Genomic DNA, 14,806 nt, shown 5'->3' on the forward strand with positions numbered 1-14,806 from the left:
GAAGTGACGGCGAAGCCGAGACGGGAGTCCGACATCGATGTCAGTCCTCTGGGGCGTGTCCTTCGACGCCACTCCGCTGTCCGGGGTCGTGGTCGAGTTCCTCAAGACGGCGCGCCGGTTCGCCGGCCACCGCGTCCACCTCGACCTCGGCTACGACATCCGGCCCGACAAGGGCGCGTTCTTCCGGCCCTACCGCGGCGAAGCCGGGCTGCTGCCGGAGTGGGTCACCCTGGACCGCGTCGAGGGCGTCGACGGGATCCGCGGCTACGACCGGGAGTTCGTCGAACGGACCCTGCGCGAAGTCGTCCAGCACGGCGACGAGGCGCTGCGCCCGGAGATCGACCGGATCGCCGGCGAACTGGCCGAGCGCATCGTGGCGACGTGGGAACGCCTCGGCGTCACGATGGTCATGGTGGAGAACGGGACCCTGCCCGAGAACATCGCCTACACCGAAGCGCTCTACCGCGCGATCGGCCGCTACGGCACCCGGCACCGGCTCGGCCGGTTCGTGTTCTGGCGCGACCACGACCTGATGTGGCAGAGCGAGCCGGGCATCGCCAAGTACGGCCGGTTCCCGTACCCCGGCGTCCCCGCGCCGCGGAACTCGCCGCACATCCACTACTTCGCGCTGCACGACCAGGCGTTGGCGAAAACCCTGGAGTGGGTTCCCGGCTTGCGGAACATCGACGTCCTGCCCAACGCGTTCACCATCGCGCCCGCGCGGATCGACGAGCGCTCCTCGGGTTTCCGTCGTGATCACGGCATCCCCGACGGCGTCCCGCTGCTGGCCCGGATCACGCGGATCATCCCGCAGAAGCGCATCGACCGGGACCTGCACCTGCTCACGCTGTTGCCGGCCGCGTGGCTGTTCGTCGCCGGCGACGTCGAAGAGGCGCCCGCCGAGCACACGCGGCTGGTGCGGCTGGCCGAGGAGCTCGGTGTCCGCGACCGCGTCGTGTTCGGCGGCTGGCTGACGCCGTACGACACGAGCGTCCCCGGCCGGTATTCGGTGCGGGACCTCCTCGCGCACGCGACGGTCGTGTCGTTCCTGACCTCCTACGACTACGAGAGCTACGGCAACCCGGTCAGCGAGGCGATCGCCTCCGGGACGCCGTACATCACCAGCGGGTACGAGCTGTACGACGTCGTCTACGGGCGCAAGGGGTTCCGGGCACCGGTGCTGGACATCCGGGCCCGTGACCTGCCGGACGCGGCGTTCGCCCGCGAAGTGGCCGAGCTGATCACCGACGAAGGGAAACGGGCGGACGTGGTGCGGGCGAACTCCGAACTCGGGCAGGCGCACTTCGGCACGGGGGTCGCCGCCGACCTCGTCGATCGGCTGTACCCGCCGCCGATGGGCGCCGCCACGCGGCTTTCCGTCGTGCTGCCGGTCTACAACGAAGCGGCGAACCTCCCGGAGGTCCTGCGGACGTTGCACGACCAGCGCGGTGCACTCGACAAGAGCCAGTACGAAGTCGTGCTGGTGGACAACAACTCGACCGACGACACGGTCGCCGTCGCGCGCGCCTTCGCGGCGTCCCACCCGGATCTGCCGGTGCACGTGATCCACGAGCCCGAGCAGGGTGTCTCGTGCGCGCGCCGGGCGGGAATGGACTTCGCGCTCGCGCGCAGCCGCAACCGGCCCGACACCGATCCCGCCGAGCGGTTCTACCTCGTGTCGGCCGACGCGGACTGCCGCGTCGACCCGCACTGGCTGAGCGAACTGTTCGCCGCGATGGAGTCGAGCAAGGCCGCCATCGGCGTCTGCGACTACTACTACAACGCTTCGCACTTCACCGGGCGGCCGCGGCTGTGGGACGCGATCCAGCGGACGCTCCGGTGCCGCGCGGTCACGTTTTCGCTGTTCGGCGGCTTTCCCGACGGCAAGGGCTTCGCCGTCGAGCGCGACGCCTACGAGCGCGCGGGCGGGATCGAAATCTTTTACCAGCTGCAGGACGGCGAGTTCGTCAGCCACCTGTCCGACGACTGGGACTTCGGCATCAAGGTCGCCAGCGGCGGCGACGCGATCACGTACGCGCCTCGCTCGCGCGTCGAGATCAACCCGCGGCGCGTCGACCACGCCATCGACGAAGTCATCGCCGGCCGCGCCTACGGTTCCGACGGCATCATCGTCATGCGCGACATCCGCCCCGCCACGCCGGCGGCCGGCGGGGATCTGACCGAAGCCGAAGCCCAGCAGGCGTGGGAGTTCTCCATCAAGGACTTCACGCCGAAGAACACGATCCTGCCGGTGCTGCTGACCCCGGCGCTGCTGGAGGACGACGCCGTCATCGCGTTCTTCGGCGCCGACCTGGCCGCCCGGCTCGCGCGGCGGATCGCCGAAATCCGCGACGAGATGCGCGTCGTCGACTTCACGCCGATCCACGCGTACAAGACGCCGTCGTACCGGCTGTACTTCGAATTCGCCGACGAGCTGTTCGCCTGCCTGCGCCGGCACGTCGGCGAGGACATCGGTCACCCGCCGCCCCTGCCGCCCTGCCTGGCGGAGGTGCCCGCGGCGCGGTTCGCCGAATTCGTCCACTACTACTGCGAAGACCGCGAATCGGGAGAGGCCCACAACTACTTCGGCAACGGAGGGGTGTTCTGATGACCCTCGCCTACGAAGAGGCGATCGGCTCGCTGCACGCGCTCGACCCCGCGTGGCCGCGGCCCGCGGTGCTCGACGTCCTCGAGGCGCCGGAGAACCGGCACCTGCTGGACTTCGTGCAGGAGGACCCGTTCGGGGCGCACGTGTTTCCGGGCAACGTCCCCGGTTCGCCGTCGGACTTCCTGCGCGACCTGGACGCCCAGCTGGCGTCGTCCGGTCCGATCCACCTCTGGTCCTACATCCCCACTTGTGCTTATCGGTGCCGGTTCTGCCAGTACCCGGTGGTGCTGGTCAAGGGCAAATCCGAAGTGCAGTACGAGAAAGCCAAGCACTGGGTCGATCTCAACATCGCCGAGGCGAAACTGTGGCTGGACGCCGTGCCGAACCTGCGTGGCGCGGAAGTGGGGGAGTTCAACGTCTTCGGCGGGACGCCGTCGCTGCTGCCGGAGCCGGAGATCCGCCGCCTGCTGGAGTTCTACCGCTCGGAGTTCGGGTTCACCCCCGGCACGACCATCCGGTTCGAGGGCGACCCGAGCACGTTCACCCCGGCCAAGCTTTCGCTGCTGCGCGAACTGGGCTGCACCAAGCTCTCCAGCGGCGTCCAGTCGTTCGACGACCACGTCCTGGAGCTGTGCGGCCGCGAGCACTCGTCGCAGATGTGCGTCGACTTCGTCCGCAACGCGGCTTCGCTGGGCTTCGAATGGGTCAGCATCGACCTGATGTACGGCCTGCTCGACCAGACCCTGGACAGCGTCCGCCGCGACCTCGACGTCGTGCTGGAGAACGAAGTCACGGCGGTCGTGTGCACGAAGCTGCACCTGGCGTCCTACAGCGACACCCGCACCGGCGTCACCGGCGAGAAGCCGGCGGCGTGGCAGCTGCCGGCGTACCGGGACAAGCTGGTGCGCGACGGCCACCGCTGGCCGACGCTCGGCGAGCAGTACCAGATGCGCGAGCTGCTCACCGGCGGCCTGCGCGCGGCGGGCTACACCGAGCACCCGACGATGTACTTCGCGCGCGCGGGCCTCGGGCCCGAGAAGTGGAAGGCCATCATGGTCGACCAGGACAAGCAGGAGCCCGAGGTCGCGATCGGGCTGGGTGGTTCGTCGAGCTGCCGCGCGTCCGAGGCGATCACCGACGTCAACTCTCGCCGCTACATCGAAACGGTGTCGGCCGGCCGGATCCCGTTGGGCTCGGCGACGCGGTTCACGCCCGAAGCGCAGGAGGCGCGGGCGGTGAAGATGGCGCTGACGACGCTGCAGCCGTTGCGGGATTCCCTGCACGCGGCGCGGTTCCCGGGACGGTCGCTGTTCGCGGAACCGTGGCTGGGGAAGTTCCGGTCGCTGGCCGCGCGGGGGCTCGTCGAGCTGCGTCCGCACGACGGCGTCGTCGAACTCACCCCGGTGGGGGAGGTGCTCGTCGAGGCGATCATCACCGCCGAGCTGTAGATCACTACATCGAGTGACACATCGCTCGCGGGGAGCGACTCGGGCGGGCAGCATGGGTTCCGGACGTGCCAGTACCGAGATCGGAGCCCCGATGAGCCGAACCGTTGCCGGACACGACGAACAGCGGTGGCGGCCCCGGCTCGCCGCCGCGGGCGCCTTGGCCGCGCTCGCGTCGGTGGTCGTGGCGGCCCCCGCGAACGCCTCGCCCGACTACTCGCTCGCGGCCGCGAACTTCGCGGGCACGCAGATCGCGTTGCACGAGGGCGTGGTGCCGGGCGCGGCCCGGGCGGACACGACCGACCAGACGCTCGGGCACGACGTCAGCGGGCACCAGGGCGCCGTCGACTGGGCGGCCGCGTCGGCGGGTGGCGCGAAGTTCACCTACGTCAAGGCGACCGAGGGCACCGGGTTCGTCAACCCGCAGTACGGCCAGCAGTACGACGGCGCGCACAACGCGGGGCTGATCCGCGGCGCGTACCACTTCGGCCGGCCCGACATCTCGGGTGGCGCGGAGCAGGCGGAGTACTTCATCGCCCACGGCGGCGGCTGGCGCGCCGACGGCAAGACGCTGCCGGGCGCGCTGGACATCGAGTACAACCCGTACGGCGACGTCTGCTACGGCAAGAACCCGGCCGACATGACGGCGTGGATCGCCGATTTCACGCGCACGTACCTGGCGAAGGTCAAGCGCAGCGCGCTGATCTACACCAGCACGGCGTGGTGGAAGCTGTGCACGGGTAACGCGTCCGGGTTCGGGAACACGAACCCGCTGTGGCTCGCGCGCTACGGCCCGGCGGTCGGGGAGCTCCCGGCGGGCTGGGACAAGCAGAGCATCTGGCAGTTCGCCCGCGGCGGCGGTTTGCCGGGGGACCAGAACTACTACAACGGCCCGTTCGGCCGGGTCGTGGCGCTGGCCGGCGGGGCGGCCTAACGCTCCCAGCGGCCCGTCAGGTCCGGCCACGGCGGCCGCCGCAGCACGGCCAGCGTGCCGAGGGTCGCGGCGACCAGCCCGGTGCCGACGGCCAGCAGCATCACGCGCGTCGCGTCGACGGCCGGCTCGAACTTGGCCCGGCCGTCACGGATCGCGAACACCCCGGGCGGGTTCGTCACGGTGATCACGGTCGTGCCGTCGGGAGTCTCGTGCGGTTCGCCGAAGAGCCGCGGTGCGCTCTCGGCTCGTCGGGGCAGACCTCGCAGCGTCATGTTCGCATCGAACCGGGAAACCGGGGCGCTGACAACATCGGACAGGCTTCTTGCCGGTTTCGTGAGCCGCTCCCTACCATCGGTCGAATGCGAGCAGCCCATCGGATCGCTGTCCTGGCCACGATTTCCGCGCTGGTCGTCGCGTCGGCGCCGGGTGCCGCCGGGGCGGCGCACGCGTGGTTCACGTCGTGGGCGCAGTCCCAGGACGGCCGCGCCGACGCACCGGTGTCCGGCCAGTCCCTGCGGATGATCACCCACCTGAGCCAGGGCGGCGACGCGGTGCGCGTCCGGCTCCAGAACACGTTCGGCACGGGCCCGCTGACGATCGGCCACGCGACGGCCGGCCTCAGCACGTCCGGCGCGGGCGTGTCGGGAGCGCGTGACCTGACGTTCGCCGGCCGGCCGTCGGTGACGATCCCGGCGGGCGGCGAGGTCTGGAGCGACGAGACCCGCCTCGCGACCCGCCCGGACACGAACCTCGCGGTGAGCATGTTCGTCCCGGGCACGGCCGTGGTCGGCCGGCACGGCGCGGGACTGCGCGACAACTACTTGACCGCGACCGGCGCGGGTGACCACACGGCCGACGCCTCGGGCGCGGCTTTCACGTCGACGGTCGGTTCGACGTACGTGGTCAGCGCGGTCGACGTGCACAACACGGCGTTGCGCGGGACGGTCGTCCCGTTCGGCAGCTCGGTGGTGGACGGGATCGGCAGCACGAACTGCGGCCCGGGCTGCACCCAGCTGGGCGCGGACAAGCGCTGGACGGACGACCTGGCGCGGCGCCTCGTGCCGTCGTCGCTGGCGGTCGCGAACGCCGGCGTCTCGGGCACGACGAGCGCGCCGACGTGCCCGGGGATGCCGCCGTCGGTGGCGGGCCTGGACGCGGGAAGCCGCCTCGACCGGGACGTCCTGGCGCTGCACGGCGTCAAGTCGGTCATCTACTACTACGGCACGAACGACCTGGCGTACGGCTGCGACGCGGAGACGATCCTGGCCAGCTACCGAGCGGTGTTCCAGCGGCTGCGAGCGGCGGGGATCGCGGTGTACGTCACGCCGAGCACGCCCCGCCCGGGCTACAGCGACGCGGCGAACGTGGCGCGTCACGAGATCGGCCTGTTCGTGTCCCGCTGGGCTTCCTGCGGCGGCACGTGTTCGGGAGTGCTGGACTTCGACGAGGTGCTGAAGGACCCGCTGAAGCCGAACAGCATCCTCCCGGCGTACGACAACGGCGACGGGATCCACGCGAACGCGGTGGGGCAGCAGGCGTTGGCGGACTTCATTTCGGTGCCGATGCTCGCCCGATAGGGGCCGGTTCTCCACACGATGAGGTGACGGGGCGAGTCGGAACGTCGGGACTGTGCCTGCGAGTCCGCAGAGTACGTCGCGTGAAGCACAACTCAATGGACGACGCCGGGTGCTGTCTGCTGTCCGTGGCCTGGAACGTCGCCCCGCTGACCGAAGGGCGGCCCGGCTCCCGGCCCGACTCCCGGCGCGGGGCGATCCGGCGCTCGGTCGAGTCCGTCTGCCGCACCGCCGGCCTCGGCGCCCGCGACTGGGCCGCGCGGAACGGGACCGGCTCCGAGGCCGAGTACCGGCCCTTCCTGCAGCTCGCGGACGTCGCCTACGAGATCGCCACTTTGCTGCTCCTCGTCGAGGACTTCCTCGTGCCGGACCTGGAACGCGAGCACCGGCGCTGGGCCGAGATCGAAGAGCTGACGTCGCGGATGGCCGAGCTCGCCGAGTGGACGTCGAACTTCCTGAGCTTGTCAGGCTCGGCCTTACGGCTGTAAGGTCCGTCCTGACAAAGGAGGTCGGGATGACCACTGGGGTGATCGCGCGCTGTTCGTTCTGCGCCAAGCCGAACACCGAGGTCGACACGCTCGTCGGCGGGCCGGGTGTCTTCATCTGCGACGGGTGCGTCCAGCTGTGCGTGTCGGTGATCGAAGGCAAGCCGGCGGACGCGCCGCTCATCGCGCCGTGGGAGCACGACCTGCCGCTCGAACAGGTGCTGCAGAACCTGCGCCCGGTCGCGGCCGCCACCGCGCAGGTTCAGGAGAACCTCGCCGCGTGGGTGGGCAAGGCGCGAACGCTCGGCGGTACGTGGGCGCAGATCGGCGAGGCGCTGGGGATGACCCGGCAGTCTGCGTGGGAGCGCTTCGGCTCTACCGCTTGATGCCCACGCCGGCGTAGAGGCCGTCCTCTTCGGGATCGACTACGGCGGCAACGCGGTCCGGCCGCCAGTTCGCGGACGTCGTCAGCCCGGGTTCGACGAGTTCGAACCCGTCGAAGAGGGCGAGCACCTCCGCTTTCGACCGCGGGTAGATGTGGTCCTGCGTCGACCGCATGGTTTCGGCGATCTTGGGGTCGCTCAACACGGCGAAGTCGTTGGTGAGGTGGGTCAGCGCAAGGTGACTGCCGGGCGCGAGCGCGTCGCGGTAGGCACCGAAGACGCCCTCGACCTCCGGCAGGTAGTGCCCGAGGGTGATGGCGAGCAGCCCCACGGGCTGGTCGAGATCGAGCAGGTCCTTGACGGGCCCGGAGTCGAGCACGGCTTCGGTGTCGGTGGCATCGGCCTCGAGCGCCTGGGCGTTCGGGTTGTCCTTGAGCAGCATGAAACTGTGCGCAACGGCAACGGGTTCGTAGTCGACGTAGACAACCTTCGACGCGGGATCGACAGCCTGAGCGACCTCGTGCACGTTGCCGACGGTCGGAATACCGGACCCGAGGTCGAGGAACTGCCGAACGCCCTGGTCGAGCATGAACCGCACGGCCCGCCGCAGAAAGGCCCGGTTCCGCCGGGCCACGCTCGCAACCTGCGGCTGGATGCGTTCGAGCTTCTGAGCAACAGCCCGATCGGCGGCGAGGTTGTGGGCTCCGCCGAGCAGGTAGTCGTAGATCCGAGCGGCGCTGGGCCGCGAAAGGTCGGCTCCGGGCGGAATCCAGTCCGCACCTTCTTGATCGGTCATCGGGTGGCCCCCCTCGAATCGGCTCCGGCCACCTTATCGGATCTTCGGGCGTCACCCGGGCATGTGCGGCGGTGCGTGGCTTCGGTCGCGGACCGGCCCCAGGTACGACGAAAGCCACGCTCACCTGCGTAAACGTGGCTTGTCCGTCGGGCTGACAGGATTTGAACCTGCGACCCCTTGACCCCCAGGACGGGGGAGTCGGGGTTTTCGCAGCTCAGAGCCCCTGCGCGTGATCAACAGGCGTGTCAGAACTGCCTGGTCGTTCATCAGTGCGCACGACGTGCGGTCCCCTGGTGGTCCCCAAGGCGGGCTTGGCGGACCAGATCGCGATGATCTGCTCGGGGGTTCTGCTCGACCTCGGCGTTTCTGCCTCTTAGGTGCGCTGAGCTGCGGTTTTGTCTGTCATCAGTTCTCGCGGGTGCTTGCTTCTTCCTGACCTCTGACTAGTGGACAAAGGGACGAAGGGGAAGCGAGCCCGAACCGTACCGGTGATCGAAGAGATACGGGAGCTGGTCAAGCGCCGTATTGCCTTAGCTGATAACGACCTAGACGGCCGGCTGTTCAAGGGCCCGCGCGGCGGTCGAATTACGACTGCGGTGCTTCGCGACGCGACGGCATGGGACGACATAGTGGCGAAGCTCGGATACGAACAACTAAGACGTCATGACTTGCGTCATACGGGTCTGACCTGGATGGCGGATGCAGGTGTACCAATTCACCACTTGCGAGAAATCGCAGGCCATGGCTCTATCTCGACAACGCAACGCTACCTCCACCCAGACAAACGGACCGTGATAGCGGCTGGAAGTTTGCTCAGTGCGCACTTGTCTGTGCCGCGCGAACCTAAGCTTCAAGTTATATAGTTTGCTATTTTCCACACATTGGGCATGTAATCCCGACAGGGCCGAGTTCAACTTTCATGAAGCGTTTTGCTTCGCGAGTCAGTGTTATTTTGCGCTCATAAGGTGCGGAGATGTATGCGTTGAGTTCTGAGACAAGCTCCTGTTGCTGGCTTGGTCGCAATTCTGTGTATGCGTTAAGAATTCTTGCTACTTCGTAATCCATTGTCTTTCCAATCGTGTTAGAAGTTTCCGCAAAGGTCGCACTTTGTGGCTGTCATCGCTACCGGTGTCTCCTTGCATGCTGTGCAGGGTATCCCGAGTTCACGCAGTCCAGCGCGAAGCCCTTTTCGGCGTTCCTTGGCTTTCAGGTTCCACTTCGTGTCCTGCTCTCGCCGAGAGGTGTCTTCGGCGACGAGGCTTTCGTAACGGAGCTTGAGTTCGCCGAGATCGAGTGTTAGGTCTCGTGCCGTCTTGACGTACTGTCCAAAAAGTCTGCGATTCGAAATCATCGACTCGACGGCATAGCCTTGCGCTTCGACCCAGCGTGCGACGAGCGACCATAGAGAAAATATCACCTGCGCGGTTCCGAGTGCTGAGCCAATTATGATAATTAGCGGTAGTGCCTTGAAGCCTGCACCGTAGCTCAAGGCTAAAAGTCCCACGACTACAGGAACCACGAGGCCGGCGAAGGTGATCAGCTGGAGGTGCCAGGTGAGTCGATGTGAACGCCACTCAAATACGGACGCAGTTCCGAAGGCTTCGACGGCCCGCTTCAGACAGTCGCGTCGGATAACTTCGGCAGGGTCGGGCTGCGAGTTCGGCGCTGGCGAGTCCGACGACTCCACAGGACCTCCGGTGTCTATCGTTGTTTGCATTGATCCACTTGGGCGATGGGGGCCACTGCAGATTGGTCAGACTACGCTCGGGGGCTTGAGCTCGACTGGCTGGTCCCTATGTGGTCCCCGGGCCTCTCGTGCAGTTGGGGACGCAGGTGTGCGTAGTCGAGAGCAAGAAAGCCGCCCGACCTGGGCTTTCACCCAGACCAAGCGGCTTCTGTGTCCGTCGGGCTGACAGGATTTGAACCTGCGACCCCTTGACCCCCAGTCAAGTGCGCTACCAAACTGCGCCACAGCCCGGACCCGCACTCGCTGAGTGCGTGAGAAGTACTCTAGCGTGCCCGCCGAAGCCGCCTGCACGCGGGGCCCTCATCCGCCTGACCTGCGGAAACGCAGGCCAGGCGGACCGCCCCAAGATCAAGCCGGGTTCGCAGCGTGCGTCAAGGTCTGCCACGCCACGAACAAGTTGTTCGGCCCCGCCGGGCGCTGGCGCTCCGTCAGCGTCTGCGTGTTCGTCATCGCGATGCCCAACCGCGTGTGGAGCGCGTTGAAGCCCACCTCCGTCACCGGGCCCAGGCCGAGCTTCAGCGACCCGGAACACAGCCACGACGGCACCGCCGTGCCCAGCTGGTACTTCGACTGGAAGCCCAACGCCTGCCGCAAGCGCTCGCCCACGTCCGTTCCGTACACGTCCTGGCCCTGGATGCGCAGCGTCTCCGCCACGTCCGCGATCGCCGCTATGCCGTAGCCCGTGTGGGTGAAGTCGCGGCAGGTCTCCTGCGTCAGGCCGTCCACGAACGTCGACTGGCCCTGCCAGTAGCCGACGATCTGATCCCGGGTCGACAGCCCGCTGCCCGGGACCGTCTTCGGCAACGCGCCGTCCGATGACAGGTACACGTACGCCGCGACGCGGTTGCGGTAGCGCGTTACCGCCTTGTCGAAGTTCGTCTTGTCCTCCAGGAAGACCGAAATTCCGACCGCAGCCTCCATCATGGACAGTTCCCAGTTGCCGTTGCTGTTGCTGCCGTTGATGATTTTGTTCAAGTACACATTGCGGAGCATCGTGCCGAAGCGGGCCGAGTTCGGCCAGCTCGAATACGTGTACTTGATGATTTCCGCCGCGCGGGGCCACGACGAGCCCGCCCAACCCGTCTGCAGCGGCGCGTTGCTGTTGGTGTGACTCGTGATCGTCGCCGACCACGCGTCCATCAGCGCGATCGCCTTCTGCGCGTAGCGGGCGTCGCCGGAGATGTACCAGATCAGCGCGTCCGTGTACGCCGCGATGGCGTCTTCGCGCTCGTCGGTGCACCCGTAGTTCGGGTTCGAATAGGACCCGCATTCGACGACCGCGCGCGGTTTCGGCGTGCGGGAAAGAGAGGCGTAGGAACTCGAGACCGCCTGGTCGTACGCCGCTTTCCACGGCTGGGCGCCGGCGTTCACCTGGGTCTTGACGAAGTCGAGTTGCGGGCGGCTGACCAGCACGCCCGGGTGCGTGAACGTCGCGGGCGCCGCGGGGGCCGGGGTGGCGACCAGGCCCAGTGCAAGCGGCACCATGGCGGCGAGCGTGACGACTTTTCTCAAGCGGGACATGGCTCTCCTCGAGACGACGGTGTCCGGGGTAGCGCGCTGCAAGCAGTCTCATGGTCCAGACCATCGCGCGTCAACCCGCGGAGAGCCCTTTCTTTTGCTCCTGAAGGAAGATTCAGCCCGCTGAACAAAATCGTTCAGCGGGCTGAATCGCCGTACCGTTAGCCGAGACCCGCGCTGACCGCGTTCATCAACGTCCCGGTATCACCCGACATCTCCCAAGCCATGACACCGAGCAGGCCGCGCTGCTTGAGCCACGTGGTCTTCAGCCCGATCGACCACGCGTCGTCGAACGTCCACCACTGGCCGCCGTTGCCGGTGTAGCACGACGTCGCGACCGCCGCGGTGTCGTGGTAGACCGTGCACGCCGGCACACTCGCCATCAGGTTCGAGTACCCGCGGGTGCCCGCTTCCTCGGCAAACTGCCCCGGCGCGGCGCCGGTCGCCGACTGCCACTCGCCGTGCTTCCCGCCGTCCGCGACGCCTTGCCAGCCGCGACCGTAGAACGCCAATCCGAGGGTCAGCCTCCGCGGGTCGACGCCCGCATTCGTGTACGCGTTGATCGCGCTTTCCGCGCTGAAGTGGAAGTTGTACGGGTCGTCCGCGTCGGCGTAGAGGTTGCCCTGGTGGCCCGTGCGGTTCGGCTCCCACGAATTGTCGCTGCCCGAGCCGTGGAAGTCGTACCCCTGCACGTTGGCGACGTCCAGGTAGTTGAAAACCCGGGACAGGTCCCAACCGGACGCGACCTTGGCCGGGTCCGCCGGCGTGAACGCGTGCAGCTGGTACCGCTTGCCGGTGGTCGCGCCGTACGCGTCGAGCTGCGTGCGGAACTCGGCCAGCAGGGCGGTCAGGTTGTCCTTGTCGTTCGGGCTCCAGTGGTTGCCGGGGTGGCCGTCGGCGCTCGCCGGCCACTCCCAGTCGAGGTCGATGCCGTCGAAGATGCCCGCCGCGGTGCCCGGGCCGCCGGCGCCGCCGTAGGGCGCGATGTTGCCCTTGATCCACGTGTCGACGCACGACGAGACGAACTTCTTGCGCGACGCGTCCGTCGCCGCGACGTCGGAGAAGTACTTCGAGTACGTCCAGCCGCCCAGCGACACCAGCACCTTGAGGTTCGGGTGCTTCGCCTTGAGCTTCTTGAGCTGGTTGAAGTTGCCGCGCAACGACTCCCAGCCCGTGTCCGCCACGCCGTCGACCGACTGCGCCGCCGAGAACGGCCGCGAGTAGTCGGCTTCGGCGTCACCCGCGCCGTCGCCCTGGTTGGGGTCCTGCGGGTTCGCCGTCGTGCCCTTCGTGACGCCGGAGAGGCAGGTCAGGTTCACCGGGTCGATGTTCTCGAACGCGTACAGCAGGTGCGTCAGCTTCGCCGCCGCGCCCGACGTCTCGAGGTTCTTGACGAAGTACTGGCGTCCGTAGATTCCCCATTGGACGAAGTACCCGACCTTGGCGTAACCCGAGACGATGTCGCCGGTTCGAGCCGTCACCGCGGCGCTCGGCGCCGAAACGTTGTCGTAGCCGTCCCGCGCGCGCACCGTGAAAGTGTACGAAGTGGACGGTGCCAGCCCGGTCACCACAGCGGCCGTCGTGGTCACCGTCGTGGCCAAAGTGGACCCGCGGTAGACGTCGTAGCTGACGACGCCGGTGTTGTCGGTCGAGGCCGTCCACGCCAGGGAGACGCTGCCCGAGTCGGCGGCCGTCGAGCGCACGCCGCTCGGCGCCGACGGTGGCTGGGTGTCGTCGGCCGGGTTGTTCGTCGTGACGGCCAGCGCCGCGCTGGCGGGCGACGTGTTTCCCTTGCCGTCCTTGGCTTTCACCGTGAAGGAGTACGCCGTGCCCGGCGTGAGCCCGGAAATGGTGGCGCCGGTCCCGGTCACCGACGTCGCCAGGGAGGCGCCCTGATAGACGTCGTACCCGGTCACCGGCAATGAACCGGCCGTCGAGGCGTTCCACGCCAGCGCGACCGTCTTGGTCGTCTTCGCGACCAGCCGCAGGTTCGCCGGCGCGCCCGGGGGAGTGTCGGGTGAACCGTCGCAGTTGGCGTTGTCGACGCGGCACTGCGTCGGCGTCGCGGCGGCGCTGAGCCGGAAAGTGGGGCTGTAGGGGTAGGTGTTCCGGCCCGGCGCCAGCGTCGCGATGTAGTACGCGGGGGTGAGCGTGACCTGGGTGCCGTTCTGCGTCACCGTGCCGTTTTCGCCGGTCGAGGCGGTGATGCCGGCGGGCAGCGTGAAGGTGATGGCCCAGTTGCTCACCGACGCGGTGCCGGTGTTCGCGACGGTGTAGGTGCCGGTGGTGCCGCTCATCGCCAAGGTGGCGGTAAGCGAACCGGCTGCGGCGGCGGGTGGCGCGAGCGCCGCGGTGCCGCCGACCGCGATCAGTACGGCGGCGAGCGCGGAGCGTAGTCGTGCGGAGGTGCGTCTCATGGCGGTTCTCCAAGCGGCACGGGGCGGGGACGACGTGGTCTAGACCACATCAAAGGTAACCCGCGGCGGCGAGAACCGCGCACGCCCGAACGGCGGCAACCGCTGTCCGAACGGACTGTTAACGACCCGAGAACGTCGCCTTGCCGGGCCCGTCCGCGAGGAACGACTTGACGGCGCCCCGGAGGTCCTCGGTCTCGAACAGCTCGGCGGCGATCGAAGTGATGTGCGCGTTCGCCTCCGGGACGCCGCCCGCGGAGAAGTGGTCGAGGACGCGCTTGGTCGCCGCGTGGGCCCGGGTCGGTCCGTCGGCCAGCTTCCGCGCGAAGGCCCGCGCGGCGTCGTCGAAGCCCTCGTCCGGCAGGACGCGGTTGACGACGTTCCAGCGCTCGAGCGTCGCGGCGTCGTAGGTGTCGCCGGTCATCACGAACTCCTTGGCGCGCCCGACGCCGGCGCGACCGGCGAGCCGCTGCGTGCCGCCCATGGTCGGCGTCAGCCCGACGACCTTCTCGACGAGCCCGAACTTCGCGCGCGACGCCGCCAGGATCAGGTCGCACGCCACCGCGACCTCGAACGCCCAGGTCAGGCACAGGCCGTGTGCGGCGAAGACGGTCGGGAAGGGCAGCGCCGCGATCCGGTCCGGGACCGCCAGCATCTCGTCGAAAAGCACCTTCGCCTCGGCCGGCGAGCCCTGGGCGTCGAACAGCGAGACGTCCACGCCGCCGCTGACGATCTTGCCCTCGGCGCGGATCAACAGCGCCCGCGCGGGCGACGCTTCCAGCTCGCCGATGGCCGAGGAGAGCGAGTCCTGCAGGGCGGCCGTGTAGAGGTTCAACGGCGGAGCGTCGACGGTCAGGACGGCGAGCCCGCCGTCACGATCGAGGCGGACCTGGTCGGTCATG

At 68.2% G+C, this 14,806-nt stretch carries 13 protein-coding genes and 1 tRNA gene; 7 read left to right on the forward strand and 7 right to left on the reverse strand.

What is annotated here, in order from left to right:
• Window positions 1-37 precede the first annotated feature (37 nt).
• The 3 genes from ACIQWX_RS20420 to ACIQWX_RS20430 all read left to right on the forward strand — a co-directional run bounded on the left by ACIQWX_RS20420 (window position 38) and on the right by ACIQWX_RS20430 (window position 4,987).
• Window positions 38-2,608 carry a glycosyltransferase gene (locus tag ACIQWX_RS20420; RefSeq protein WP_400873011.1) on the forward strand — a complete coding sequence of 857 codons (2,571 nt, stop codon included), beginning with the start codon at window positions 38-40 and terminating at the stop codon, window positions 2,606-2,608.
• A complete protein-coding gene (locus tag ACIQWX_RS20425; protein WP_400873014.1) occupies window positions 2,608-4,056 on the forward strand; it encodes a radical SAM protein in 1,449 nt (482 codons plus the stop codon). Before ACIQWX_RS20420 ends, ACIQWX_RS20425 begins: the two co-directional genes overlap by 1 nt.
• A 91-nt stretch (window positions 4,057-4,147) precedes the next feature.
• Complete coding sequence (locus tag ACIQWX_RS20430) at window positions 4,148-4,987, forward strand: lysozyme (RefSeq protein ID WP_400873017.1); 840 nt, start codon at window positions 4,148-4,150, stop codon at window positions 4,985-4,987.
• On the opposite strand, the gene ACIQWX_RS20435 is transcribed toward ACIQWX_RS20430, so the two are convergent.
• Window positions 4,984-5,259 carry a hypothetical protein gene (locus ACIQWX_RS20435; protein ID WP_400873020.1) on the reverse strand — a complete coding sequence of 92 codons (276 nt, stop codon included), beginning with the start codon at window positions 5,257-5,259 and terminating at the stop codon, window positions 4,984-4,986. The two genes, ACIQWX_RS20430 and ACIQWX_RS20435, sit on opposite strands and share 4 nt — an antisense overlap.
• Window positions 5,260-5,346: 87 nt before the next feature.
• Here ACIQWX_RS20435 and ACIQWX_RS20440 point away from each other — a divergent pair, with 87 nt between their 5' ends.
• From ACIQWX_RS20440 to ACIQWX_RS20450, 3 genes are all read left to right on the forward strand, one after another.
• Window positions 5,347-6,564, forward strand: a complete 1,218-nt coding sequence (locus ACIQWX_RS20440; protein WP_400873023.1) for a GDSL-type esterase/lipase family protein — start codon at window positions 5,347-5,349, stop codon at window positions 6,562-6,564.
• 80 nt (window positions 6,565-6,644) lie between these two features.
• Window positions 6,645-7,049, forward strand: a complete 405-nt coding sequence (locus tag ACIQWX_RS20445; protein ID WP_400873026.1) for a hypothetical protein — start codon at window positions 6,645-6,647, stop codon at window positions 7,047-7,049.
• 26 nt (window positions 7,050-7,075) lie between these two features.
• Window positions 7,076-7,432: a ClpX C4-type zinc finger protein gene (locus ACIQWX_RS20450; RefSeq protein ID WP_400873029.1), complete on the forward strand. Its 357-nt coding sequence runs from the start codon at window positions 7,076-7,078 to the stop codon at window positions 7,430-7,432.
• On the opposite strand, the gene ACIQWX_RS20455 is transcribed toward ACIQWX_RS20450, so the two are convergent.
• A complete protein-coding gene (locus ACIQWX_RS20455; protein WP_400873032.1) occupies window positions 7,422-8,225 on the reverse strand; it encodes an SAM-dependent methyltransferase in 804 nt (267 codons plus the stop codon). The genes ACIQWX_RS20450 and ACIQWX_RS20455 overlap by 11 nt on opposite strands.
• A 446-nt stretch (window positions 8,226-8,671) precedes the next feature.
• Here ACIQWX_RS20455 and ACIQWX_RS20460 point away from each other — a divergent pair, with 446 nt between their 5' ends.
• A complete protein-coding gene (locus ACIQWX_RS20460; RefSeq protein WP_400873035.1) occupies window positions 8,672-9,088 on the forward strand; it encodes a tyrosine-type recombinase/integrase in 417 nt (138 codons plus the stop codon).
• A gap of 218 nt (window positions 9,089-9,306) precedes the next feature.
• On the opposite strand, the gene ACIQWX_RS20465 is transcribed toward ACIQWX_RS20460, so the two are convergent.
• From ACIQWX_RS20465 to ACIQWX_RS20485, 5 genes are all read right to left on the reverse strand, one after another.
• A complete protein-coding gene (locus ACIQWX_RS20465; RefSeq protein WP_400873038.1) occupies window positions 9,307-9,912 on the reverse strand; it encodes a mobilome CxxCx(11)CxxC protein in 606 nt (201 codons plus the stop codon).
• Between the two features lie 217 nt (window positions 9,913-10,129).
• Window positions 10,130-10,203 (reverse strand) — tRNA-Pro (locus tag ACIQWX_RS20470).
• A gap of 117 nt (window positions 10,204-10,320) precedes the next feature.
• Window positions 10,321-11,493 (reverse strand): alginate lyase family protein, encoded by a 1,173-nt coding sequence (locus ACIQWX_RS20475; RefSeq protein WP_400873041.1) that lies wholly within the window; start codon window positions 11,491-11,493, stop codon window positions 10,321-10,323.
• Between the two features lie 158 nt (window positions 11,494-11,651).
• Window positions 11,652-13,907: a glycosyl hydrolase family 18 protein gene (locus ACIQWX_RS20480; protein ID WP_400873044.1), complete on the reverse strand. Its 2,256-nt coding sequence runs from the start codon at window positions 13,905-13,907 to the stop codon at window positions 11,652-11,654.
• A gap of 118 nt (window positions 13,908-14,025) precedes the next feature.
• Window positions 14,026-14,805 carry an enoyl-CoA hydratase/isomerase family protein gene (locus tag ACIQWX_RS20485; protein ID WP_400873047.1) on the reverse strand — a complete coding sequence of 260 codons (780 nt, stop codon included), beginning with the start codon at window positions 14,803-14,805 and terminating at the stop codon, window positions 14,026-14,028.
• Window position 14,806 lies beyond the last annotated feature (1 nt).

The sequence above is a fragment of the Amycolatopsis sp. NPDC098790 genome (assembly GCF_044759945.1).
In the GTDB taxonomy this organism is placed as follows: Bacteria; Actinomycetota; Actinomycetes; order Mycobacteriales; family Pseudonocardiaceae; genus Amycolatopsis.

Excerpts from the sequence above, each read along its gene's own strand:
- ACIQWX_RS20420 (WP_400873011.1), top strand. The coding sequence starts at position 38 with ATGTCAGTCCTCTGGGGCGTGTCCTTCGACGCCACTCCGCTGTCCGGG.
- ACIQWX_RS20425 (WP_400873014.1), top strand. The coding sequence starts at position 2,608 with ATGACCCTCGCCTACGAAGAGGCGATCGGCTCGCTGCACGCGCTCGAC.
- ACIQWX_RS20430 (WP_400873017.1), top strand. The coding sequence starts at position 4,148 with ATGAGCCGAACCGTTGCCGGACACGACGAACAGCGGTGGCGGCCCCGG.
- ACIQWX_RS20435 (WP_400873020.1), bottom strand. The coding sequence starts at position 5,259 with ATGACGCTGCGAGGTCTGCCCCGACGAGCCGAGAGCGCACCGCGGCTC.
- ACIQWX_RS20440 (WP_400873023.1), top strand. The coding sequence starts at position 5,347 with ATGCGAGCAGCCCATCGGATCGCTGTCCTGGCCACGATTTCCGCGCTG.
- ACIQWX_RS20450 (WP_400873029.1), top strand. The coding sequence starts at position 7,076 with ATGACCACTGGGGTGATCGCGCGCTGTTCGTTCTGCGCCAAGCCGAAC.
- ACIQWX_RS20455 (WP_400873032.1), bottom strand. The coding sequence starts at position 8,225 with ATGACCGATCAAGAAGGTGCGGACTGGATTCCGCCCGGAGCCGACCTT.
- ACIQWX_RS20475 (WP_400873041.1), bottom strand. The coding sequence starts at position 11,493 with ATGTCCCGCTTGAGAAAAGTCGTCACGCTCGCCGCCATGGTGCCGCTT.
- ACIQWX_RS20480 (WP_400873044.1), bottom strand. The coding sequence starts at position 13,907 with ATGAGACGCACCTCCGCACGACTACGCTCCGCGCTCGCCGCCGTACTG.
- ACIQWX_RS20485 (WP_400873047.1), bottom strand. The coding sequence starts at position 14,805 with ATGACCGACCAGGTCCGCCTCGATCGTGACGGCGGGCTCGCCGTCCTG.